Genomic DNA, 25,023 nt, shown 5'->3' with positions numbered 1-25,023 from the left:
TCCTTTTAGTGCTGCGCACCGGTCACGTTTTGCAACCGCCCTAGTGCATCAAAAACTCGCGTAATCTTGCGTGTTAGTATTCCCGATGAATCACGCACTTGCTCTGATATACGGTTACCCATCGCATCTAACGTGTACTGCACCGCGTTGCCAGCACCATCCACCACTTTCGTTAAACGATGTGCTTGGTCGTATGTATGTGTCAGTGTTGACCCATCAGGAAGCGTCACACGCCACAACAGCCCCGTCGGATGGTAGTCGTATCGAGTGCTCTGTGAGACGCCTGTCGTTGTAACGACAGCGACTGACTTCAGCCACCCACGCGTCGTGTAGGCACGTGTCGTTATCGTCCCGTTTGGATCTGTGCTCGATAACAATCGACCTGCTGCATCATACGAAGTAAATGCGGTCACTTGCCCAAGTGGGTTCGTAACCGATTTCAAATCACCTCGCGTATAGCCAATGCCAGCACTTATTTTTGTGGTGTCATAATATGAATATTTTGTTTCATGCGGTAATTGATCATTTAATGATAACTGGGGTTCCAGTATCGAGGTAATTTGACCGAAGGTGTTGTACGTATATCGCCAAGTTCGTGTGGCTGTGGACTTTGCTGAAAATCCCAACATTCCATTAGTATCTGAAGTGCTTTGCTCGTGCCTGGCGCAAATCACCGCCAAAGGCTTACCATCTGGTAAAACCTCTGCTGGCAATACACAAGTAGCCTTGCTTCCGTTAAATGGGTCAATTTGCCCGTTGTAGACCAGTGTGGTTATTTTGAGCGGCTCGGCTATTCGAGTTTTCAAACTCCAATCTGAGTGCCATGCTGTAGTCACTTTGCGATAGCTTGCCCCTAAACCAACCTCACTGGATGTCACTTGCGCACAATCGGCATCTTTGGCTAACCCATCAACACGGACTATCTCTTGATTGGCATCATTACTGGCGAAACAGGTTTTATTGCCATTAAAGTCGACACTCCAAGCAACGTTTCCATTGTCATCATACCCAATAGAACTGTTACTCGCATCGCATCCAGAACCTCCTGGTTGTTGCCAGCCGGTCGGGCGAGAATAACCTCCAACCACTTTGTAGCTTTGCTGGCGAACCGTTTCCAGTGGATCAGTTACCGTAATTGACCCAACCCCATTAACTCTTGTGTCGTTGATGCTGTATCGATATGAACCATCGGCACGTTCCGTCGCTGTCGCAATCCCATTTTTATATGAAAAAATAGATAATACTTTATCACTTTCATCTGTGATGCTGGTCAGTAACTGTGTTGCATAATTCCCTTTGGCAGATGCCTCATTCCAGCCATACTTTCTTGCATAATTATCCTGATAGGTGACTTTCAGGGGGATTAGCATCCGTGCACTACTCACAGTCTGAGCCTGGCCGACAACTGCATGCGTATAGTTAATCGAACGATTTGCTGGATCAGTCAAACTCCTCAATGAGTAGTTTGCATCGTATGCAATTTTGAGCGTCCTGCCAAAATTGTCCGTAATCTTTGATAAAAATAAGCTTGGAAATAAATCGCCAGCCATCACGTGTGTATAATCGACGAAACGACCGTCGTTTCGAGTCTTCTTAAGCAAAACACCACTCGCATCATAAGTATAAACAACGCCCTCCTCTCGACGGCTGAGCTGGTAATTTCCTTTCGGATCTTTAATCAGCCGATCTTTGTTGTATATTTCTTTTGGAATGCCGACGTCTCCATTCCATGTAAATGAGTATGGGTAGTCGCCCAAATCTCTGTATTGGGTGAGCGCAGAACCAGAGAAGTTTCCCGGACTTACATACTCATAAAAAACGCCTAAATTTTGCCCATCCAACACAATGTTAAAATTAACGCCTCTGCCATCAGAAAAGCCCTTCATGTGGGGTAATAAAAAACTGCCGACCTCACCAAAAATAAATCCACCGACAGAGCTTGAGTACACTCGAGAGAATCTGAGTATTCCGCCAGTGGGGTCATCATAATCGAGTTCATTTTGATTTTTACTTCCAGTGTCCGCATTGATTGGGTTGCCAAAACTAGACGAGCACACATTTTTCGGATGCCTCAAAACAACCTGCTTTATGCAGTAACTAATTTCATTTTCAGCATCGCTCGGGTCCGTTGCATAAACAAAATTCATCCCAGACGGACACGACTGCGTTTGCTTCATAAAAGTCCCATCCCAAGGAGCATAAGTGGCATTTCCAGCAAAAGGATCTGTCCCCCCATCGAATTTTTGCCCATTTTCCTGACCGTAAGAATACATGTAATAAGTTAAATTGGTATACCATCTCCGCCGAACTCCCCATACTTTATAAGCGTATGCATCTTCATATTTTGGTGGGCCATCGACATGCCATGCAGGGTAGCCGTCTTGGCTGGGATCGACCATACTAATCCAGCATGCCGTTTGCAATGATGCATAGTCCGAAAAAGCCTGACTAAACGAACTTCTCCATCCTGGTGAGCTTATGTTTGAGCAATTGCTTTCAAACTTGAAAAGTAGCGGCGCTTTGAGTGATAATTTCTCAATTATCTCACCTGCTGCAACGGAGGATGATGCGAGACTCAAAATAATCCATATTTTTTTCGAAATGGGCATTTTCTTTAATTGATTTAAAACTCGAGGTGCAGCACTTCATGCAAAATGCCGCCGCCAACCAGTATTGAACGACCATTGACCACGGGCGAAACCGAACGCATACTGCGCCGCATATCAAACCTCGGCACCCCAGTATCTTTAATCGTCAGTCGCACAACTCTATCAGATCAGGGGTCTTGGACGAATCAAATTTTCCGATTCGTATGCGTTGCGATGTAGGGGCACCCTGGGTTTTCTGTTCTCTACAATCAGCCCTTTTCGCCCGGCGATCGGCCGGCGCCGTCCGAACTGCCCACCACTGGGCCGGATGTCATTGATTCACAAGGATTTTTCATGAGCCTCAAGTGCGGCATCGTCGGCCTGCCCAACGTCGGTAAGTCCACCCTGTTCAACGCCCTGACCAAGGCGGGTATCGCCGCCGAGAACTACCCGTTCTGCACCATCGAGCCCAACGTCGGCGTGGTGGAAGTGCCCGATCCGCGTTTGGCCCAGCTGTCGGAAGTGGTCAAGCCCGAGCGCATCGTGCCGGCCATCGTGGAGTTTGTGGACATCGCGGGTTTGGTGGCTGGCGCCAGCAAGGGCGAAGGCTTGGGCAACCAGTTCCTGAGCCACATCCGTGAAACCGACGCCATCGTCAACGTGGTGCGCTGTTTTGAAGACCCGAACGTGATCCACGTCGCCGGCAAGGTCGATCCGATCGCCGACATCGAGGTGATTCAAACCGAACTCTGCCTGGCCGACTTGGGCACGGTGGAAAAAAGCCTGCACCGCTACACCAAGGCCGCCCGCTCGGGCAACGACAAGGACGCCGCCGCGCTGGTGAAGGTGCTGGAAAAGTGCCGCGCCGCGCTGGACGAGGCCAAGCCGGTGCGCTCCATTGACTTCAGCAAGGAAGAGCTGGTCATCCTCAAGCCGCTGTGCCTGATCACTGCCAAGCCGGCGATGTTCGTGGGCAACGTGTCGGAGACCGGCTTCGAGAACAACCCCTTCCTCGACCGCCTGCGTGAGTACGCGGCTGCCCAGAAGGGCGAGGTCGTGGCCATCTGCGCCAAGACCGAGAGCGAGCTGGCCGAGATGGACGACGAAGACAAGGCCATGTTCCTGGCCGAAATGGGCCAAGACGAACCGGGGTTGAACCGCCTGATCCGCGCTGGTTTCAAGCTGCTGGGCCTGCAAACCTACTTCACGGCTGGCGTGAAGGAAGTGCGCGCCTGGACGATCCGCATCGGCGACACCGCACCGCAAGCGGCGGGTGTGATCCACGGGGACTTTGAGCGCGGCTTCATCCGTGCGCAGACCATCGCATTTGAAGACTTTATCGCCTACAAGGGCGAGCAAGGTGCAAAGGATGCCGGCAAGATGCGCGCAGAAGGCAAGGAATACGTCGTGAAGGACGGGGATGTGATGAACTTCTTGTTCAACGTCTGATGAGTAGACCACCTTTCCTGGAACATCAGGAAAGACTCTGAAATCAGAAAAACATCAACAAAGCCGCGCACTTACGCGGCTTTGTTGTTTCTGGATGTTGCCGGGAATTCCGCGAGCAACTAACTTCGGATTGAGTACAAAGGTTAGGGCCTGTCATCAATCAACCCCCCCAACCCCTTGAAGATCAAAGCGGCGTTTCTATGTGAGAGTGCATGACTGAACGCTACGCTCTGAGCGACGCCCAATGGCAGCGCGTGTTTGACGCCTTGGCCCAAGAGGCTGGCAACGAGTGGGTGATGATCGACTCGACCATTGTTCGAGCCCATCAGCACAGCGTGGATGCGCTGGGTCATCCAACGGCGCTCAGCCTCACCGAGGGACAAGATGTGAAGTCATCGGGCGACGGTGATGCGGCCAGCCGAGGGCTCGGGCACAGAAGCTCGAGGACTCGTCGCCTTTACGGCACGGCTTCTCAAGCTCGCGGGGGACACGCTTTGCGATCAGTGTGAGTGTGCATTGAGGCTGACCTGCCGGTCAAAACACCGAGCTCGAACCGCCATCTGGATGCACCGATGCGTGGCATCGAATGAGGCAACGATGCTTGCAAACGGGGCAATCACGCGGCGAGCTACCCAGTTTCCTTGTTGCATCCTCCAGAGTGCTCATGAGCGGCTTCGAAACGGATGGTCCCGCTTGAATCAGCAGACCCTGTCACGGCGCATTTGAATCCAGAATCGTATCTTTTTGATTTGAACAAAGTGCCTTTTGGATAGAATTCCCATTCCGTCATCCCTCAGCGTCGCCTCCTCACCATGCAAGCTGATCCGGCAGCCGAACTGCCCCAATCCCAAAGGGACCGGCTCAAGCACATCGAGCTGCGGTTGCGCTTCCTTGGCGAGGTTCGACGGCCTGATTTGATGCAGCGCTTTGGCATCCAGTCGGCGACCGCTTCGCGGGATCTGGCGCTGTACAAAGAGCTGGCACCAGAAAACGTTGACTACGAAAGCCGTGGCAAACGCTACCTCCTAGGGGCAGGGTTCTCGCCACTGTTTGCTGTGCCATCGGCCCAAGTTCTAGGCTGGCTGACTGAGCAACTGGGCGACGCTACCGCCCCCTCGTCTGAGGCCCTGCTGCCGTGCCTCATGCCCTCCAGGCTCTCCTACCCGGTGCTGGATACCCTGGCCTGCATCACGCGCGCCATTCACATGGGGCAGGTGCTCAGCATCGACTACCGCTCGGTGAGCAGCGGAGAGTCTTCGCGTGAAATTGTGCCCTTTGCGCTGCTGGACACGGGCCTTCGATGGCATGTGCGCGCGTTCGATCGCAAGTCGCAGACTTTCCGCGACTTTGTCCTGACCCGTATCAGCAAGCCCACTCAAAAGCTTGGCGACGAGGCAGCGCGCCATGAGCTCCCAGAGCAAGACGTTCAGTGGACACGCATCGTCGAGTTGGACTTGGTGCCTCACCCGGACCAACCTCATCCCGAAGTCACGCACATGGACTACGACATGCCAGATGGCGTGTTGCGGCTGAAATTGCGAGCTGCATTGGCAGGCTATGCACTCCGTAAGTGGCGTGTGGACTGCTCCCCTGGTCACAGCCTGCGAGGTCCCGAGTACCGCCTCTGGCTGAAGGACCATCTTGCTTTGTACGGCGTAGAGACCGCTGTGTCGGCTCCTGGCTATCCCAGCAGCAAGGCCGAAGCCCAATGACAACACGTGAAGCCCTCTTGACTCAACTTGGCTTCCGCTTCGGAATCAACGGGCCGCATGCCGCGCGGACCATGATGCTGGACGACCTGCGCCTGCTGCTGGCCCACACGGCAGCCGATGCCGAACGGGCGGATTACGTCTCGGCCGTGGTCGACGCCAACGTCCTTGGCAAGGCCACCCGCAAGGCGCGCGAACTCGCGCTGCGGCACCTGGCCACCCTGTACGCGCTGGATACGGCCAACCCCATCTTCCGTGCGCTGCGGCGCCTGTGGGCCCTCAACGAGGCCGCCCAGCCGCTGCTGGCCCTTACGGTTGCCCTGGCACGTGACCCGCTGTTGCGAGGCTCCCAGCCCTTCATCCTGTCGCTTGCTCCTAGAGCAGCTGTGCCCCGTGATGTGGTGGAGGCCCACCTGAGCGCCGCCGCCTCCGACCGGTTCAGCCCTGCCTCTCTGAAGTCCTTCGCCCAGAACGTGGCAGGCACCTGGACGGCATCCGGCCACCTGCACGGTCGGGTGCGCAAGACACGGGCTGTCGTCCAGGCGCAGCCGGAATCCATCACGTTGCTGTTGTTCCTGAGCTACTTGGAAGGCCGCACCGGGCAGCGCTTGTTCTCCTCCGATTGGATGAACTTGGTCGGTGGCTCACCTGATGAGCTAGAGGCGCTTGCAAACTCGGCGTCTCATCGGGGCCAGCTCGTCTTCATGAACGCCGGCGGCGTCAAGGAAGTGCGCTTTCCCGGCTACCTAACGCCTGAAGAAGAACGAATCTGCCAGGAGGTCTCGCATGTCATCTAAGGTCGCCAAGCTGGTGTCCGCCTACCGTCAGCACCTCACCGTGCCTTGGCAGGCCGGGCTCGCAGCCATCCAACGGGTCATCTTTGCGGTCTACGACAAGGCAGACGAACTACGGCTGCGCACGAACGTCGAGGAGTTCGCCTTGGCCACGCAGCAGGCTGGCAAGCGCTGGCTGCTGCTGGATCTGACCAACGCATTCCCCGAGTGGATGGCTGCCCAGGAGTACCGCGACGCGTACTTCGAGTCTCCAGAGGACCTGGCGGGCTACCAGACCGGCGAGCTGACGGAGTTTGTCGCCGACCTCAACGCCAAGCTCAAGACCCGCATCGAGACCGAGGCCGGCCCCGACACCGTGGTGGCCCTGCTGGGTGTCGGCACGCTGTTCGGGCTGGCGCGAGTCTCATCCGTCGTCGAAGGCATCAAGGAGGCCGTCGACGGCCGGCTGTTGGTGTTCTTCCCCGGAGAGCACCACCCCGAGAACCACACCTACCGCCTGCTCGATGCGCGAGACGGCTGGAACTACCTGGCCGTACCGCTGCTGGTCTAGGACTGATCGAACACAACACACCGAAGAACCAAAGCAAGAACCACCATGCTGAACAGGGACATCTACAACAAGGCACCGAAGGAAAACAGGCTCGTCAACAACGGCGTCGCTGAAGTCTCCGAAGACCACACCGAAGCCGCTCAAGCCATCCTGCGCTACGAGCTCGAGACCTTCGTCTGCGACGGCCAGTACGAAAAGGGTCTGGAAACCATCCTCGACAAGTTCCTGGTGAACCTCGACGCCGGTACCGAGCAGCCAGGTGTCTGGATTTCCGGCTTCTATGGCAGCGGCAAGTCGCACCTGGCCAAGATGCTGCGCACGCTGTGGACCGACTACCAGTTCACCGACGGTGCCACCGCCCGCAGTCTGGCCAAGCTGCCCACCGGCGTGTTCGAGCACCTGAAGGAGCTCAGCACCCAGGGCAAGCGGCATGGCACGCTCCACGCGGCCGCAGGCAAGCTCGGCGCGGGTGCCGGTGACAAAGTCCGCCTGGCGCTGCTCGGCATCGTGTTCAAGTCCAAAGGTCTGCCCGAGCAATACAACCAAGCGCAGCTCGTGCTGTGGATGAGCCGCGAAGGCCTGCTGCCCACGGTCAAGGCCGAGCTGAAGGCCGCTGGCCGCTCGCTGTCCCAAGAGCTGCCGCACATGTACGTGTCCGGCCACTTGGCGAAGGCGCTGTTGAAGGCCCGCCCGGACCTGGCCCACACCGAAGCCGACGCCCGCAAGCTGCTCAAGGAGCAGTTTCCCCAGGTCACCGACGTCACCAGCGAGCAGATGACGACCGCCATCGAGGCGGCGCTGGCCGCGGATGGCAAGTTCCCGCTGACGCTGGTGGTGCTCGACGAGGTGCAACAGTACATCGGTGCCGATGCCGAGAAGGCGTTCCAGGTCCAAGAGGTCACCGAGACGCTGAGCAAGCATTTCAACGGCAAGCTGCTCTTCGTAGCCACCGGCCAGTCAGCGCTCTCCGGCATGCCCAACCTGCAGCGACTGATGGGCCGCTTCCCGGTTCAGGTGATGCTGGGCGACTGGGACGTCGAGAACGTCACCCGCCAAATCATCCTGGCCAAGAAGCCCTCGGTGCAGCCCGAGGTCGAGAAGGTCTGGCGCAACAACCTGGGTGAAATCTCCCGCCACCTGCGCGGCACCAAGCTCGAGCACGTCACCGACGATGAAAGCGTCATGACGTCCGACTACCCGCTGCTGCCGGTTCGTCGCCGCTTCTGGGAACGCGTTCTCCGTACCATCGACACCACCGGCACCGTCTCCCAGCTGCGCAGCCAGTTGCGCGTGGTGCATGAGGCTGTGCTGGCCACCGCTGATGCACCGCTGGGGCACGTCGTCTCGGGTGACTTCCTCTACGACCAGATTGCCGCCAACCTGGTCTCCACGGCGCAGCTGCCCAAGGAGGTGTTCGAGAACGTCCAGCGCTTCGCCGCTGGGGATGCGAATGCCCAGCTCAAGGCCAAGCTGCTCAAGCTCATTTACCTCATCAACAAGCTGCCCGCCGACGCAGCGATGGATCTGGGCCTGAAAGCGACCGAAGAGGCCCTGGCTGATTTGCTGGTCACCGATTTGTCCGCCGGCTCGTCCGAGCTGCGCAAGTTGCTGCCTGCTCTGCTGGAAGAGCTGCAGAACAAGGACCGCTTGGTCATGGCCTTGGCCGGTGGCAACGGCACCGAGTACCGCCTCCAGACCCGAGAGTCCAGCGCCTGGTACGACGAGTTCCGTGCCCAGGAGGCCGAGCTCAAGGCAGCGCCGCAGCGCGTGGAACAGAAGCGTGCCGACCTGCTCAAGACCCGCTTTGCTGATGTACTGAAGAAGGTGCGCGTCACCCAGGGCAAGGGCAACGAGGTCCGAACCCTCAGCCCCACCTACGGCGAAGCCCTGCCCAAAGACAACGACAAGAGCCTGTACCTGTGGATTCAGGACGGCTGGCAGACCGAAGAGAAGTCGGTCATCGCCGAGTCCAAAGCCAAGAGCTCCGACAACCCCACGCTCTTCGCCTTCCTGCCGGCCCAGCACAAGACCGAGCTGACGAACGCCATCGTGGCGCTGGAGGCTGCGCGCACCACCTTGCAGAAGAAGGGCAACCCGTCCACCGAAGAGGGCCGCGACGCGCAGCGCTCGATGGAGAGCCGCCAGCGCAACGCCGAGAAGGAACTGGCCGAGCTGGTAGACAAGCTCATGGCCGGCGTGCGCGTGTTCCAGGCCGGCGGTCAGGAGGCCACCGACGGCAACGACTTGGCCGACCGCATCAACCGCGCCGCCAAGTCTTCGGCCATCCGCCTCTACAGCCAGTTCGATGCCGCAGACCACGAACAGTGGGGCAAGGTGCTGGACGAAGCCCGCAAGGGCAACCTGGAAGCTCTGAAGGCCGTCGGCCATACACAGGAAGCCGACAAGCACCCGGTCTGCCAGAAGTTGCTGGGCTTCATCGGCCCAGGCAAGAAGGGCTCGGAGATTCGCGAGAACTTCGAGGCGCCGCCCTACGGCTGGCCGCGCGACGCCATCGACGGCGCGTTGTATGCGCTGCTGGCGTCTGGGCATGTCAACGCCACCGATGCCGCGTCCAAGCCTGTCGACGCCAAGAGCCTGGAGCGCACCAAGCTCACGCAAACGAGCTTCCGGCGCGAAAGCGTCAACATCACGCCGCCGGAGCTCATCAAGATTCGCTCGCTGTTCAGTGCTGTGGGTGTGCCCTGCCAGCCCAAGGAAGAGCTGGCCAAGGTGCCCGCCCTGTTGGCCAAGCTGCGCGACCAGGCGAGCAAGGCCGGTGGTCCCGCGCCCGCTCCCGAGGCCCCGAAGCTGGCGGCGCTGGAAGCCATCGAGGCCCAGAGCGGCAACGCGCAGTTGCGGGCGCTGTTCAGCCGCCATGAAGAAATCGTGGCGCTGTCCAAGACCTGGACCCGCACCGCCGCTGACATTGCCAAGCGCCTGCCCACCTGGCAACAGCTCCAAGACCTGCTGCGCCACGCCAAGGCGCTGGGGCCCTACGCCACGCTGAAGGCCGAGGTGGACGCCATCGCGGCGCAGCGCTGCCTGCTGGCCGACCCAGACCCCGTGCGCCCCTTGCTGGACAAGACGGTGGACCTGCTGCGTCAGGCGCTGAACGCCAAGCTGGACGCCTTCCAGCAGGGCTTTGTCCAGCAGCAGGCCCTGCTGCAGCAGGACGCCGACTGGAACAAGCTCAGCGAAGCTCAGCGCGCCGAGCTTACGCAGACCCATCACCTGACTTCGCCTGCAGTCATTGCTTTGGGTACGGCAGAGCAGCTGCAAGACGCTCTTGATGACTGCACGCTTGACCAGTGGGTCGACAAGACTCAAGCGCTGTCGAGCCGGTTCGACGCCGCACGCCATGCTGCGGTACAGATGCTCAAGCCCAGTGTCGTGCACGTCTCGTTGCCCAAGCGCACGCTGAACGACGAGGCCGAGCTGAAGGCCTGGTTGGCCGAGGTGGAGACACTGCTGCAATCAACGCTCAAGAACGGCCCCGTAGCCCTATAAACGAGAGGACGCCTCATGCTCGAACACATCAAGTTGGAGCGATTCACGGCCTTTGAGCAATTCAGCTTGAAGTTTTCGACGGGCCTGAACGTCTTCATCGGTGAGAACGGCTGCGGCAAGACGCACCTGTTGAAGCTGCTCTATTCGGCCTGTGATGTCTCGACGAGTCAAAAGGCCTTGGCGGAGAAGCTCAACCGCGTCTTTCTCCCGTCAGGTGAGCAAATCGGGCGACTGGTCAAAAGGCGCGGCCTCAGCAGCAAGAGTCATGTCGAGGTCACTCGAATCGTTCAGGTCGAAGGCCAGCCCAAGCGTCTGGCCTTGCGGTTGGGATTTTCGAATCACACCAAGGAAGCCGCAAAAGCAACCGAATCGGGACACCGCAAGTTATGGCGGGACCATCCGCTGACGTCGGTGTACATCCCGGTCAAGGACATGATGGCCAACGCACCGGGCTTCCGTTCGCTCTACAGCCTGCGGCACATCCATTTCGAAGAGGTCTACGCCGACATCATCGACCGCGCCTTCTTGGGCACCCTGAAGGGCCCGACCGACAAGGACCGCAAGCGCCTGCTGGAAATCTTGCAGCAGTCGATGGAAGGCAAGGTCATCACCCGCAACGAGGAGTTCTTCCTGAAGAGCCCTCAAGGCGAGTTGGAGTTCACCCTCTTGGCCGAAGGTATCCGTAAATTGGGGCTGCTTTGGGTGCTCATCCAGAACGGCACTTTGCTGGACGGCAGCGTGCTGCTGTGGGACGAACCCGAAGCCAATCTCAATCCCAGGCTGATGCGGACTGTGGTGCAAATCCTGGTTGAGTTGCAGCGCTTGGGCGTTCAGGTATTTGTCACCACCCACAACTACAACCTGCTGAAGGAATTCGACCTCCAGTTGAAGCCCGAGGACAAGGCCATGTTCCACAGCCTGTTCCGCGACGAACAGCGCAATGTGCAAGTGGCATCGTTCACACGCTACGAAGACTTGCAGCCCAACGCCATCGACGACACCCTCGGCCAACTGGCTGACCGCGAGATTCGCCAGCAGATGGGGGGGCTGGGTCAATGAAAGTCCGAGCTGATGGTTTTGAGTTCGAGTTCCCCGGCGCGCTGGATGCCTTCGTCTTCGACGAAAAGGACAAAACCCATTCGCGCTTCCACGGGCTCTCGCATGCCATGCGGGCGGTGGACCTGGTGGTGGAGTTGCCGAACGACACCCTCTTCATCGAGGTGAAGGATTTTCACGCGCCTGATGACTACAACTTCAAGGCTGCGGTGACTGACGACGAGCAGGGACAGCGGCGCCAGCGGGTGAACCACCTGCGCGACGTTCTGGTTCACAAGTTCCGCGATACCTGGCTCTACCGCTGGTCCGAACGCGCCGCAGGCACGCTGGACAAGCCGGTTCGCTACCTCTGCGTGCTGAGCCTAGACAACGGCCTGCTGGGCACCGTCGGCAAAGAGCTGAGGCAGGCGCTGCCTGCTGGGAGTGCCGGCCCTCGCTGGCAACGTGAGCTGGCCACGGCCTGCGTGGTGCTGAACCCCCAACGCTGGAACACCGCTTTCCCGGCCTGGCCACTGAATCGCTACTGAAACCAAAGATTCCAGGGAACGCATGACAACCAACAACCAACCCCTGGCCAAGCCCCTGCGCAGCCAGCTTGAAAACACCGTCAAGTCCGCCCGTGACGTGGCCGAGAAGGCCGCGTTGGCTACGCTGCGGCAGATGGCTGTGAGCGAAGCCAAGGCCCCGGACTACCTGAGCGACGACCTCAAGGCCCTGCGCCGCCGCCTGCGCGCCCATGGCCGCGCCCTGGGCGACAAGAAGGCCAGCGATGACACCCAGGCCATGCAGCACCTGGTGTGGGAAGTGGCTTACGAGCACTGGCACCGCATGCTGTTCGCCCGCTTCCTGGCCGAGAACGGCCTGCTGCTGTGGGAACCCGGCGCGGCGGTGTCTCTGGACGACTGCGAAGCCTTGGTGCAGGAGTCCGACCCGGCGATGAACCTGGGCGCCAAGACCCAGTGGGAGCTGGCTGGCAAGCTGGCTGCCCGCATGCTGCCCCAGGTGTTCAAGCCGCAGAGCCCGGTGTTCGAGCTGGCTTTTGCACCCGAGCACCAGCGCGAGCTGGAGCGCTTGCTGGCCGCGCTGTCGCCCGAGGTGTTCAAGGCCAGCGACAGCCTGGGCTGGGTCTACCAGTTCTGGCAGGCCAAGCGCAAGGACGAGATCAACGCCTCGGGAGTGAAGATTGGTGCGGACGAATTGCCCGCCGTGACCCAGCTCTTCACCGAGCCCTACATGGTGGATTTTTTGTTGCACAACTCGCTGGGGGCGTGGTGGGTGACGCGCCACCCGGGAAAGCCGTGCCCGGTGCCGTTGACCTACCTGCGCACTGTGCCTGCTCCCTCTCCCCTGGTGGGAGAGGGCGGGGGAGAGGGGGCCACCCAACCCGCTGCCGGCAAGTTTGAGGGATGGCCGGATCGGCTGAAGGATTTCCGGCTGCTGGATCCTTGCTGCGGTTCGAGTCACTTCCTGGTGGCGGCCTTCCTGCTGTTGGTGCCCATGCGCATGGCGGCTGAGGGCCTGAGCGCGATGGACGCGGTGGATGCGGTGTTGGCGAACAACCTGCACGGGCTGGAGTTGGACGCGCGTTGTGTGGAGATTGCGGTGTTTGCGCTGGCCTTGGCGGCGTGGCGCTTCCCCGACGAGGACGGTAACCCGCTGGGCGTGCGCGCCGACATGCCCGCGCCGCAGGTGGCCTGCTGCGGCCTGAAGGTGGCTGCCAAGCCTGAGGACTGGGCGGCTCTAGTACCCGACACCGCTGCCAACGCCGGCCATCTGCGCGAAGGGCTGCGCCGTCTGCATGCTGACTTTGCCCAGGCTCCGCTGCTGGGTTGTCTCTTGGACTCCAGCAAGGCCAACGGAGACCTGTTTGCGGCCGACTACTCGCTGCTGCGTGGTTTGTTGCAGCAGGCGCTGGCCGCCGAGCATCAGCCCGAGCTTTGGGACGACACCAGCGCCACATGGGACAACGCGCTCACGGCGTTGGGCCTGCTGGATGCCGCTCGGTTGCTGGATGGGCGTTACCACCTGGTGGTGACCAATGTGCCCTACCTGGCGCGCAGCAAGCAAAACAACACGCTGAAGGACTACTGCGAGGCCTACTATCCCGAGGCCAAGAACGACCTAGCCAACGTTTTCCTTGAGCGATGCTTGGAACTTTGTCGTGACCAGGGCGCTGGCGTGGTGCAAATCGTTATGCCTCAGAACTGGCTGTTCCTGGCGAGGTCGAAGGGGCAGCGAACCAAACTATTGAAAGAGGTCAGCTGGCGAACTCTGGCATGGCTTGGCTCTGGGGCCTTCGAAACCATCAGCGGCGAGGTCGTGCAGGCAATCCTACTGACACAAGTAAAAGCCAAACCGCGCGAGCCGGGGAAACTGATTGGGCTTGATGTGACCGGCGCCTCAAGTGCGAGCGAGAAAGCTCTCCAACTGAGGCACGCTGAGCTTCAAGTGACTACGCAAGCTCAGCAGCTCGCTAACCCGGACGCGAGGGTCTTGAGCGGCTCCATTGGCGAGGTGGAGCTTCTTGGGAAAGTGGCCAATGGGTGGCAGGGAATCGCATCGAGCGACTTCCCACGTTTTGGCCAAAAGTTCTGGGAACTCACTTGGCCGGCGCCCGGTTGGGTCTTTCACCAAAGCACAGTCGAATCGACGCAACTGTACGGCGGGAAGCAGCACATCCTCTTCTGGGAAGATGGGTACGGCGCCATGACCCAGGTATGTCAAGAAGGTGCCAGTTTTCGGGGAAAGAGTGCATGGACTCAAGTCGGCATTGCCTGCGCCCAGATGGGCGAGCTCCCGGTAACCCTTTACGAAGGAACCAAGTTCGACAACAACACGTCGGTGCTGACCCCTTTCGACAAAAGTCACCTTGCGGCTCTGTGGTGCTTCTGCAGTTCCGACGAGTTCGGTGCGCTGGTTCGGCAGGTTGACCAATCAATCAAGGTAACGAACTCATCCTTGGTCAAGATTCCCTTTGACCTAGCTCACTGGCAACAGGTCGCCACAGAACGCTACCCCAATGGTCTGCCCAAGCCGTATTCCGACGACTCCACGCAATGGCTATTCCACGGCCACCCGCAACCCGCCACTGACCCGCTGCAAGTGGCCGTGGCCCGCTTGGCCGGTTACCGCTGGCCTGCCGAAACCGACACCACGATGGAACTGGCCGACGAGGCCCGCGCCTGGATCGCCCACGCCCAGAAACTGAACGACCACACCGACGACGATGGCATCCTCTGCCTGCCCTCGGTGCGCGGCGAGCCGCCCGCGCATGACCGCTTGCTCAAGCTGCTGATTGCCGCCTGGGAAACCGTCCAGCCCGGCAGTTGGAAACCCGCCGTGCTCGACAAGCTGCTGGCCGATGCCGACTGCACCGGCAAGGGCCTGGACGTCTGGCTGCGCGACAAATTCTTCGAACAGCACGCCAAGCGCTTCCACCACCGCCCCTTCATCTGGCATGTGTGGGACGGCCTGAAGGACGGCTTCGCCGCGCTGGTGAACTACCACCAGCTCGACCACAAGAAGCTGGAGCGCCTCATCCACACCTACCTGGGCGACTGGATTCGCCATCAGGAAGCTGGCGTGCGCTCTGGCGCTGACGGCGCACAACAGCGCCTGGCCGCCGCCCAAGACCTCAAGCGCCGCCTGGAACGCATCCTCGAAGGCGAACCGCCCTACGACCTCTTCGTGCGCTGGAAACCCCTGGCCGAACAACCCATCGGCTGGAACCCCGACCTCAACGACGGCGTGCGCCTCAACATCCGCCCCTTCATGACCGCCGAGGTTCTGCGCCACAACAAGAAGCCCAAACTCAACATCACCTGGGACAAAGACCGCGGCAAGGATGTGGAGAGTGCGCCGTGGTTCAAGACCTTTGGCGGTGACCGCATCAATGACCACCACCTGACGGTGGCGGAGAAAATGGCAGCACGGGAAGAAAACGGGGTTTGATATGAACTTGAACGCATCCATCATCGACCAGCGCTTGACTGGCGTTCAAGCCGAGATTGCTCAGTGGGCTCAGGACGAGCTGAATGTCACCGCGCCTGACCGGCTCAAGCCGCTGGCGTTCGTTTACCTGTGCGTCAAAACCATGCTGGACCTGGACGCCCAGGAGGCCTTCGACTGCGTCACCGATGGTGGCGGTGATTTCGGCGTGGATGCCATGCAGGTCACCGAAGAAGTGGATGGCGAGTTCAACGTCACGCTGTTTCAAGCCAAGTACAAGACCGCCAAGCTGGATGCGGATTCAAACTTTCCTGAAGACGGCATCCACGCGCTGGTCAATGCCATTCGCCACATCTTCGACCCGACCGCAGAGCTAGGAGCCATCAACGAACGGCTGCGGGTGAAAGTGGAGGAGGCGCGTGCCATGGTGCGAGACGGCTTCATCCCGCGGGTACGCGCCATTGCCTGCAACAACGGAATCAGATGGAACGACCAGGCCCAAACCATCATTAACCGCGCCAACTTTGGGGACCAGGTGACCTGGGAGTACGTTAACCACGACGTACTGATTGGCATCCTGCAGCGCCCAAAGCAGGTGGATGACACCTTGCGCTTGATTGGCAAAGCCAATGTGGAGGATATGAACTTCAGCCGGGTGTGCATTGGCCGCATGCCCGTAACTGAGGTGGCTGCGCTCATGCGGTCGCATGGTGACCGCCTGCTGGAGCGCAATATCCGCCGCTATCTGGGATTGCACGGCAACCGTGTGAATGAAGGCATTCGAACCACACTCCAGTCTCCGCAGCCGTCCAACTTTTACTTCTTCAACAATGGCCTGACTCTGGTCTGCAATGACTTCTCATACAACGCATTGCAAAACAGTGACTATCAGGTTCGCGTGGAAAACTTGCAGATTGTCAATGGCGGCCAGACCTGCATGACGATTCTGAAAACCTGCGAGGCCATGGCCGCTGCTGGGAAAGCCTTGCCTGCTGACGCAAGCGTGTTGGTGCGTCTGTACAAGCTTCCAAAGGACAACGACGATATCGTCCTGCAAATCACCCATGCCACCAACAGTCAGAATCCGGTTGACCTAAAAGACCTGCGTTCAAACGACGAGATTCAGCGGCAACTTGAGGCAAGCATCCAGGAGCTCGGGTTCTCCTATCGACGCAAACGGATGGATGGCTCGCCAAGGGCAACAGACATCACAGCCGGCGCTGCCGCCGAGGCGCTTTTGGCGGTGTGGCGGCATGCGCCTCACCAAGCGAAGTTCCTGACGCGGGAGCACTTTGGGAAGCTGTATTCACAGATATTTCCGTCTGAAGTCAATGGGGCTCAAGTGGTGTTGGCCGTACTGCTCTATCGAGTCGCCGAAAACCACAGAAGGCGCCCAACTGAGGCCGACCCGACCTTGGTGCGCTATGCATCCTGCTTCATCGCCATGCGCATGGGGCAGCGCCTGCTGCACGAGCTGGGCAAGACCCTCGGGGCCTTGAACCATCAAACCTTTGGGGCCGCCAAGAAGCTGGTCGACGAGAAAGGCGAGACTTTCTTCCGCGATTCTGTCTTGGATGTCGAGAGTGCGTTGAACGAGTTGTATGGGCAGAAAGAGGTTTCCACACTTCAACTCTCAGCGACATTCCGGCGGGGCGATTTGATTCAAAAGCTTTTAGCCTCGCCTTTGGCTGCTGCGTGATGAGCTTGCTCAGACTTCTGGCAGCCTCGCTGCAAGCTGCGGCCGAGGGCAACTCCCACACAGCTGCACCGACGGCAGCTGTGCTCTGGCCCGACAAGGACCGACAGTGGGAGTCGGCCATCGGCTTGATTCGGCAGGCGATGCCCAACCTGCTGACACTGGGGAACTACGACGTTGAGAGTCGCTCCGGTCCGGCCATCTGGTTGAAGTGCGCGATGGCCGGGCTCGTTCCTGAGGTGCCGCTCAGCGGTGTGCCGGTTCTGTACCTGCCTGGTGTCAGCCGAGCAGAGCTGCGTGCCATCGAGAGCTGCCCGAGAAACCTGCTGCCGCTGGCTGAACTGCAGTACCGCGGCGTGTTCTGGAGCCAGGCCAATGCGAAGGACTGGACGGTCAGTGCCTTCCTCGCTTCAAAGAACGGTGGTCTCGGTCTCGATGTCGCCCAGGACAAGGCGACGTTGGGAGCGCTCGGCCAGGCTTTGCAGGCAGGCGTGCTGCTGGAGCGGCCGGTGGTCGAGCTCCAAGCGCGGGCCATCAACGCAGAGTGGCTACTGAGCCTGCTGGCGCCGAACCCCATCCGAGACCTGCTGCAGTGGATGAACGAGCCCGAACCGACGCGCCAACAGTGGGGCGACGTGCTTTGGGATGTGTTCACGAAGCGCTGCAAGTCTGACTTCGGCTTCGACCCGGTGGCCGATGGGGTGCTGGTGGCTGCCGAGCGCCTGGCCAAGAGGGAAGGAAAATGGGCAGCAGTCGCCGTGCTGTACCGCGACTCGTTCGCCAGCTTCCCGAACGTGTACCCGCTGCTGGCGAAAGTTCAGCTGCCGCAGCTGGGGCTGTTCCCGGACCAAGACCAACTGGCGGGATACCCACAGGCCAACGAGGCAAGCGAAAACGCCCTGCGCTACGCCTTGGCAGCCTGCGCGAGCATGGACGCGGCCCAGGCGCGTACAGCGGTTGCTACCGCAGAGAAGGAACACGGGTTGCGTCGAGGTTGGCTGTGGTCGCGCATGGGGCGCTCGCCGTTGGCCGCCGCACTTGAGCATTTGGCAGAAGTTGCCCAGCGAAGCGCAGCTCTCCCAATCGGACAGACACCAGCAGAGCTGGCGGCCAGCTACCAACAGTCGGGCTGGCAGGTCGACCAGGCGGCGCTGAAAGCACTTGGCTGCGTCCAGGCAAAGAGCGATGCTGAACCCGTTGGCGCGGCCTTGCGTGCGATGTACCTGCCCTGGCTCGAGGAATCCGCCAGGAGGCTGCAAGAAGCGGTCAAAGACGCTGGTGGCTTGAAGGCGCTGTCGACTCCGAACAACGGAACGCTCGCGGAGGGGACCTGCACGGTCTTCGTCGATGGCCTGCGCTATGACGTCGCCCGGCTGTTGGAGCAGCGTCTTTCGTCGCTGGGCACAACGAACCTCGATGCCAAGTGGACCAGCATGCCCTCGGTCACGGCATCCGGAAAGGCCTGGTGCTCGCCGGTGGCGGGCTTCATCGCGGGGAATGCAGACGACGTTGACTTCGAACCCAGGGTGGCCGCTGATGGCAAGCCGCTCTCTGGCCACAACTTCCGCAAGTTGTTGACCGAACAAGGTGTGGCGCCCTTGGAGAAGCACAAGACCGGCGACCCGCAAGGCCGCGCTTGGACCGAGGCCGGTGACCTGGATCACTACGGGCACGAACATGGGCTCCGCCTCGCTCGGGACATGACGACTCAGCTCGACCAGGTGGTCGAACGCATCACCGAGCTCGCCGACGCCGGCTGGAAGAACATCCGCATCGTCACCGACCACGGCTGGCTGTTGGTGCCTGGTGGGCTGCCGAAGTCAGAGCTGGCGAAGCACCAAGCGGCGATGCGGTGGGGACGCTGCGCCGTCCTCAAAGACAGCGCGCATGGCACGCCGCTGACCTTCGGTTGGGACTGGTGCAAGGATGTGCAGGTGGCCTACGCCCCTGGGGTGACCAACTTCATGGCTGGCGCAGACTACGCACACGGCGGCATCAGCTTGCAAGAGTGCCTGGTCCCTGTACTTCAGTTGGAATGCGCCGGCGCGGCCACGCTTGGCCCAGCCGTGACGATTGACTCGGTCACCTGGAAGGGCCTGCGCTGTACGGTGAAGGTGGCCGGCGCGTCGGCGGGCCAGCGGGTGGACATCCGCACCAAGGCGGCGCTGGCCTCCAGCTCGCTGGCAGCGAGCAAGCCGTTGGACGGTGGCAAGGCCAGCCTGGCGGTGGCGGATGATGAGCAAATGGGCGCAGCAGCCGTGGTAGTGGTGCTTGGTGCCGATGGTGAGGTCCTGCAGAAGCAGGCGACCACGGTGGGAGAAAAATGACGATGCAGCTCGACGAACTTGACCGCAAGGCTGCGGCCGCCTACGAGGGCTATGTGGTGCGCAAGGACCTGGTGCGCACCTTCAGCCGCCAGTTCCCGGTGCCGACCTACGTGGTCGAGTTCCTGCTGGGCCGCTACTGCGCAACCACTGACGAGACCGAAATCCAGGAGGGCCTGGACATCGTGCAACGGCAGTTGGGCTCCCGTACCGTGAAGGCTGGGGAGGGGGAGCTGTTCAAGGCCCGAGCTCGTGAGTCGGGGTCCGTGAAAATCATCGACATCATCACGGCGCGGCTGGACTCGAAAACAGATTCCTACATCGCCAGCCTACCCAGCCTCCGGCTGACGGATGTGCGGCTGACGCCCGAGATGGTGAAGGCGCATGAGCGGATGCTCACCGGTGGCTTCTACGCTGAGGTGACCTTGGGCTACGACGCCTCGATTGCCCAGGAGAAGGGTGGCCGGCCCTTTGGTGTGGATGCCTTGCGTGCCATCCAGTTGTCCAAGCGCGAGGTGCTGGATGATCTTGCCAGGGGACGCGAGCAGTTCACGACGGCCGAGTGGCGTGACCTGCTGTTGCGCAGCGTCGGCTTCGAGCCGGAAACCTTGGCAGAGCGGGCCAAGGATGCGCTGCTGCTGCGCATGGTCCCCTTCGTCGAGCGCAACTACAACCTAATCGAACTCGGGCCGCGTGGTACCGGCAAGTCGCACCTTTTCCAGCAGGTGTCGCCCTATGCGCACCTCATCTCAGGCGGCAAGGCCACCGTGGCCCGCATGTTCGTCCACAACGCCAGCGGCCAGCGGGGCCTGGTATGCCAGTACGACGTGGTGTGCTTCGACGAGGTGTCGGGCGTCTCCTTTGACCAGAAAGACGGCGTCAACATCATGAAGGGCTACATGGAGAGCGGTGAGTTTTCCCGTGGCAAGGAGAGCATCAGGGCGGATGGCTCCATCGTGCTGGTGGGCAACTTCGACGTCGACGTCGAGCACCAGCAGCGCATCGGCCATCTGTTCGGTCCGTTGCCTCCCGAGATGCGTGACGACACGGCATTCATGGACCGTATCCACTGCTTCCTACCGGGCTGGGACGTGCCCAAGCTGAACCCGGGGCTGTTCACCCAGCACTTCGGGTTGGTCAGCGACTTCCTGTCCGAGTGCTTCACGCAGCTGCGCGGCCAAAGCAGAGTGTCGAACTTGCAGGGCCGCGTCTACTGGGGTGGTGCGCTCTCTGGCCGCGACCTCAACGGCGTCAACAAGACCGTCAGCGGGCTGCTGAAGCTGCTGTACCCCAACGCGGAAACGCGGGTCAGCGACGAGGATCTGGAGTGGGCTGTGCGCTTGGCGCTGGAGGTTCGGCGGCGGGTCAAGGAACAGCAGAAACGCATCGGTGCGGCAGAGTTCCGCAACACCCACTTCAGCTACACGATGGGAGCCGAGGGCGTCGAAAAGTTCGTCAGCACGCCCGAGTTGCAGAGCCAGGGCGGCATCGGTGACGAGCCTCTGGAGTGCGGACAGATGTGGACGTTAAGTCCGGGCGGCCAGGATGAACATCCGGGGCTCTTCCGCCTGGAGGCGACCGAAGGGCCGGGCAGCGGCGTGCGGGTTCTCAACAACCCGGTGCCCACGGCGTTCAAGGAATCGATTCGCTGCGCCGAGCAGAACCTCTACGCTCGGTCTCAGCAACTCGTCGGCGACCGAGACCCGCGTTCGCACGAGTTCTCCGTGCAGCTGCGTGGCTTCGATGCAGCCAAGTCAGGCGCCAAGACCGGGGTGGCAGCCCTCATCGCGCTGTCCAGCGCGCTGCTGAAGAAGTCCGTGCGTGGCGGCCTGGTCGTGGTCGGTGAGGTCACGTTGGGGGGCACCATCGAGCCCATTCACAACGCTGTCACGCTGGCCGAAATCGCGGTCGAGAAGGGAGCCAAGTCCCTGCTGCTGCCGGTCTCATGCCGCCGCCAACTGTTCGACCTGTCGGACGAGATGGCGACCAAGCTGGACATCGAGTTCTACCAGGACGGGCGCGATGCTTTGTTGAAGGCGTTGACAGAGTAGCAAGCGCTCTTAGGAGCGATGGGGTGGAGTCTGGTGCCATTGAACTGTTCGAGGGAAACGCGCCCTGGGGCGGGCAGCACGGGAAGGGCGAAATCACATTCGCACCGTTGCTGAGGTCAACACGCTGCTCACCCCCCAGAGCTGTCCCGTCGTACTCAGCAGCAGTGTGATTGAGTACAAATCGGAGTACATTTTTAGCCACATGCGGATGAAGCAAAGAAGAATCAACTGGTTGCCGATGATCTTCCGGTTCAACGTCTGATCCAGTCGTTGCCCTTCACACATCCGCCCACATGCGCAATAAGTTGTGATACGTCCCCGCCAAGCGCACCGTGTCAGCCGACTCCCCATGCGCTTGGCGCAGGCGCATCAAGCTCATGTCCAGGTCGAACAGCAAGCGACGTTGCTCGTCGCTGCGCACCATGCTTTCCACCCAAAAAAAGCTGGCCACCCGATGGCCCCGCGTCACCGGCTCGACACGATGAACACTGGTGCTCGGGTACAGCACCAAGTCGCCGGCGGCCAGTTTGACGCGCTGGCTGCCGTAGGTGTCCTCGATCACCAGTTCGCCGCCGTCGTAGGCGTGCGGCTCGGCTAAAAACAGCGTGGCACTCACATCCGAGCGCACCCGCTGCCCATCGGCCCGCGAGTGCAGCACGGCGCCATCGACGTGGTTGCCATAACAGTTGGCATCCCCGCCGTAGCGGTTCACCAAAGGATTGAAGATGCGCTTGGGCAGCGCTGCCGAAAAGAACAATGCGTTGCGGTTCAGCGCCGCCAGCACCAGGGCTTGCAGGGTGCGGCTGGCCTCGCTGTCCTGTGCGAGCTGTTCGTTGTTCTTGGCATGAACCGCTTGCGGGCCGGCGCTGCGCCGGCCATCCACCCACGGGGCGGACGGCCCGGTCAGGGCACGCGCCTGCTGCAACTCATCCGCGTTCAGCACCTGTTCGATGTGGAGCAGCATGGCCCGTGCCTCCTGTGCGTCAGTACAACAAAGCCTTGAGCGTGAGCTGCACGCTGCGCGGGGCGCCGGGGCCGTAGAAACCACGGTAAAGCGTGTCGGCGTACTGCTTATCGGTCAGGTTGCTGACGTTGAGTTTGAGCGAGTAACGCTCGGTGAAGCTGTATTCGGCCATGGCGTCCAGCGTGCTGAAGCCCGGCGCGATGACCTGGCGCGAACCTTCGGGGTTTTGCGAACCGCGATAGTTCACCCCGCCACCCAGGCGCAGGCTGCTGTTCACGCGGTAGGTGCTCCAGAGCGAACCACTGTGCTTGGGCGTCAGGCCCGGACGATCGCCTTCCACCTGTGCGCCCGTGCCTGTGGTGCTCGGTTCGACGTTGCTGCGGTCGATCTTGGCCAGCGGGATCCAACTGTGGTTGAAGAACACCTCCCAAGCTGGGGTGATGCGTCCGGCCAGGTTCAATTCCACCCCGGTGGCGTGGCGCTTGCCGGACAGCAGTTGCTGCGTGGCGGCGCTGTCTGGGTCGGTGTTGCGCTCGTTGTACTTTTCCGAGTGGAACAGCGCCAGGCCGAGCAAAGCGCGCTGGTTGAACAGCTCCCACTTGCCGCCGATTTCCAGATTGCGGCTCTTTTCCGGCGGGGTGTTGGCGTCCACACTGCTGGGGCCGCCGACCGAGTACTGGTAGGTGTCGCCCGCCGTGTTGTAGGACGTGCCGTAAGACACATAGTACGAACTGCTGTCATCCGGCTGGTACAGCGCACCCAGGCGCGGACTCCAGAGGTTGTCGCTGCGCGAGAAGTGGGTTTCCGGCGTGACCGTGCCCCCAAACCCGACGCTCTCCAGTGAGTGGTATTTCGCCTTGAAGTGGTCGAAGCGCAGGCCGCCGATCAGCTTCAGTTGGGAAGTCAAACTGACGGTGTCCTGCACATACACACCGATGCTGCGCGAATTGAAGGTGTTGAGGGCCGGATCGCCCCGGGTGTCGGCCACGCTGGCGCCATCGTTGGGCGTGCCCACGGTGGTGGTAGGGAAGGTGATGCCCGACAGGCTGCCCGAGAAGTTGTTGTTGCGCTCGGCATCCTCATCGACCACGTCCACCCCCGCGATCAGGGCGTGGCGCATGCCCAGCGCGTCAAACTGGGTGCTGTAGTCGCTTTGCAGGGTGGTGATGGTGCTCTTGGCGTAGCGGCCTTTGGGGTTGCGTGCCAACACGGTGGCATCGTTGATGCTGTCGGCTGTCACCACGGTGCCGCGTGGCACGTTCCAACCGATGGCGCTGACCCACAAGTCTCGCTCGTATTGACCGTGGCGCACTTGGGTGCGCAGCTCGCTGCCATCGCCGAAGCGGTGAACATGGCCCAGCGTCAAATGATCGACCTGGCCCTTGCTGTAATCGCTGCTCAGGCCATAGTAGTTTTTAGCGGGCAGCACGGTTTGAATGCGCCCGTGGGCGAACGTCACCGGGTTGCCGTCACTGTCAACGCCGCTGCCGACTTCGGACAACGTCCACGGGTGGTTGTAGTTCGGGCGGTTGTTGTATTCCAGGTGATAGAACCCGACGCTGAATTCATCGGCTGTGCCAATGCCCCAGCGGAAGGTGGGCGCGATGCCCTTTTTGTCCACCGTGGCGCCCCAGTTGTCCGCCTTGTGCATCATGGCGTTGATGCGCAGTGCCGAGTCGTCGCCCGTGGTGAGGTTGAAGTCACCCGTGAAACGGCGCTCTTGGCCTGTGCCGACCGTCAAACTCAGCTCATGCTGATCCATGCCGAAAGGCTGCTTGCTCACCTGGTTGACGACACCGCCCGTCGAACCGCGCCCGAACAGCATCGACGCCGAGCCCTTGAGCACCTCAATGCGATCAAAGTTGAAGGTGTCGCGCTCGTACAGCGAGGAGTCGCGCAGGCCATCGACGTAGATGTCCCCCGCTTGTTGCAGCGAGAAGCCGCGCAGGCGCACATCCTCTTCCCCGGTTTCGCCGGCTTGGAAGGTCACGCCGGCGGTGTTGCGCAGCACTTCCTTGAAGTCGTCCAGGTTGCGGTCGTCGATCAGGCGCTCGGTCATCACCGTGACGGATTGCGGAATGTCGCGCAGCGCCTGGGTGCCCTTGCCGATGCGCGTGGTGCTGGGCTTGAGGGTGTCTTTGCCTTGCTCCTCAGCCCCGGCGCGCACCTTGACGGTGGGCAGCACGGTGGCCGGTGCCGGGGTGCTGGCCGCAGCGGTGGCGGGTGCAGCGGTGGCGGGTGCGGGAGTTTGGGCCAGTGTCGGCAGCGGCTGGAGCGCGAAGCCAGCGGCCAGTGCGCCCAGGGGCAGCACAGTGGAGACGGAAGGGCGTTGCATGGGGCTTTTCCTTCAAAGAGATGGCGATGAAAGGACGAGACAGCACCCACCC

14 protein-coding genes and 1 pseudogene are annotated in these 25,023 nt (G+C 60.8%); 12 read left to right on the top strand and 3 right to left on the bottom strand.

The annotated features are described in order from the left end of the window. Nucleotides 1-5 precede the first annotated feature (5 nt). The gene (locus VITFI_RS15965) at nucleotides 6-2,609 is read right to left on the bottom strand and encodes an RHS repeat domain-containing protein (protein ID WP_089417831.1); all 2,604 of its coding nucleotides are present in this window, start codon (nucleotides 2,607-2,609) and stop codon (nucleotides 6-8) included. A gap of 333 nt (nucleotides 2,610-2,942) precedes the next feature. Here VITFI_RS15965 and ychF point away from each other — a divergent pair, with 333 nt between their 5' ends. From ychF to brxL, 12 genes and pseudogenes are all read left to right on the top strand, one after another. Then, a complete protein-coding gene (gene ychF / locus VITFI_RS15960; RefSeq protein ID WP_089417830.1) occupies nucleotides 2,943-4,037 on the top strand; it encodes a redox-regulated ATPase YchF in 1,095 nt (364 codons plus the stop codon). Between the two features lie 245 nt (nucleotides 4,038-4,282). Continuing rightward, nucleotides 4,283-4,420: pseudogene (locus tag VITFI_RS18535) on the top strand (IS5/IS1182 family transposase); the annotation flags it as partial. A 429-nt stretch (nucleotides 4,421-4,849) separates the two neighbouring features. Further along, complete coding sequence (locus VITFI_RS15950; RefSeq protein ID WP_089417828.1) at nucleotides 4,850-5,749, top strand: helix-turn-helix transcriptional regulator; 900 nt, start codon at nucleotides 4,850-4,852, stop codon at nucleotides 5,747-5,749. A 71-nt stretch (nucleotides 5,750-5,820) separates the two neighbouring features. Continuing rightward, nucleotides 5,821-6,543 (top strand): hypothetical protein, encoded by a 723-nt coding sequence (locus tag VITFI_RS15945; RefSeq protein ID WP_089417827.1) that lies wholly within the window; start codon nucleotides 5,821-5,823, stop codon nucleotides 6,541-6,543. Beyond that, a complete protein-coding gene (locus VITFI_RS15940; protein WP_089417826.1) occupies nucleotides 6,533-7,090 on the top strand; it encodes a BREX protein BrxB domain-containing protein in 558 nt (185 codons plus the stop codon). Before VITFI_RS15945 ends, VITFI_RS15940 begins: the two co-directional genes overlap by 11 nt. A gap of 45 nt (nucleotides 7,091-7,135) precedes the next feature. After that, nucleotides 7,136-10,597: a BREX system P-loop protein BrxC gene (brxC, locus tag VITFI_RS15935; RefSeq protein WP_089417825.1), complete on the top strand. Its 3,462-nt coding sequence runs from the start codon at nucleotides 7,136-7,138 to the stop codon at nucleotides 10,595-10,597. A gap of 15 nt (nucleotides 10,598-10,612) precedes the next feature. Continuing rightward, a complete protein-coding gene (locus VITFI_RS15930) occupies nucleotides 10,613-11,656 on the top strand; it encodes an AAA family ATPase (RefSeq protein WP_089417824.1) in 1,044 nt (347 codons plus the stop codon). Next, entirely contained in the window at nucleotides 11,653-12,180 is a 528-nt protein-coding gene (locus VITFI_RS15925) for a hypothetical protein (RefSeq protein ID WP_089417823.1), read from the top strand. Before VITFI_RS15930 ends, VITFI_RS15925 begins: the two co-directional genes overlap by 4 nt. A gap of 22 nt (nucleotides 12,181-12,202) precedes the next feature. After that, nucleotides 12,203-15,604 carry an Eco57I restriction-modification methylase domain-containing protein gene (locus tag VITFI_RS15920; protein WP_089417822.1) on the top strand — a complete coding sequence of 1,134 codons (3,402 nt, stop codon included), beginning with the start codon at nucleotides 12,203-12,205 and terminating at the stop codon, nucleotides 15,602-15,604. A 1-nt stretch (nucleotide 15,605) separates the two neighbouring features. After that, a complete protein-coding gene (locus VITFI_RS15915; protein WP_089417821.1) occupies nucleotides 15,606-17,300 on the top strand; it encodes an AIPR family protein in 1,695 nt (564 codons plus the stop codon). Then, the gene (pglZ, locus tag VITFI_RS15910; protein WP_157725726.1) at nucleotides 17,300-19,624 is read left to right on the top strand and encodes a BREX-1 system phosphatase PglZ type B; all 2,325 of its coding nucleotides are present in this window, start codon (nucleotides 17,300-17,302) and stop codon (nucleotides 19,622-19,624) included. The genes VITFI_RS15915 and pglZ overlap by 1 nt, the downstream gene beginning before the upstream one ends. Continuing rightward, a complete protein-coding gene (gene brxL / locus VITFI_RS15905; RefSeq protein WP_089417820.1) occupies nucleotides 19,621-21,672 on the top strand; it encodes a protease Lon-related BREX system protein BrxL in 2,052 nt (683 codons plus the stop codon). The genes pglZ and brxL overlap by 4 nt, the downstream gene beginning before the upstream one ends. A gap of 277 nt (nucleotides 21,673-21,949) precedes the next feature. Here brxL and VITFI_RS15895 read toward each other — a convergent pair whose 3' ends face one another. Continuing rightward, nucleotides 21,950-22,636, bottom strand: coding sequence for a Fe2+-dependent dioxygenase (locus tag VITFI_RS15895; RefSeq protein ID WP_089417818.1), 687 nt, complete (start codon nucleotides 22,634-22,636; stop codon nucleotides 21,950-21,952). 19 nt (nucleotides 22,637-22,655) lie between these two features. Next, nucleotides 22,656-24,971 (bottom strand): TonB-dependent receptor, encoded by a 2,316-nt coding sequence (locus VITFI_RS15890; protein ID WP_089417817.1) that lies wholly within the window; start codon nucleotides 24,969-24,971, stop codon nucleotides 22,656-22,658. Between the last annotated feature and the right edge of the window lie 52 nt (nucleotides 24,972-25,023).

Origin of the sequence: Vitreoscilla filiformis, assembly GCF_002222655.1 — a bacterium.
Classification (GTDB): domain Bacteria; phylum Pseudomonadota; class Gammaproteobacteria; order Burkholderiales; family Burkholderiaceae_C; genus Ideonella; species Ideonella filiformis.
This window is presented reverse-complemented; position numbering and strand designations above follow the sequence as displayed.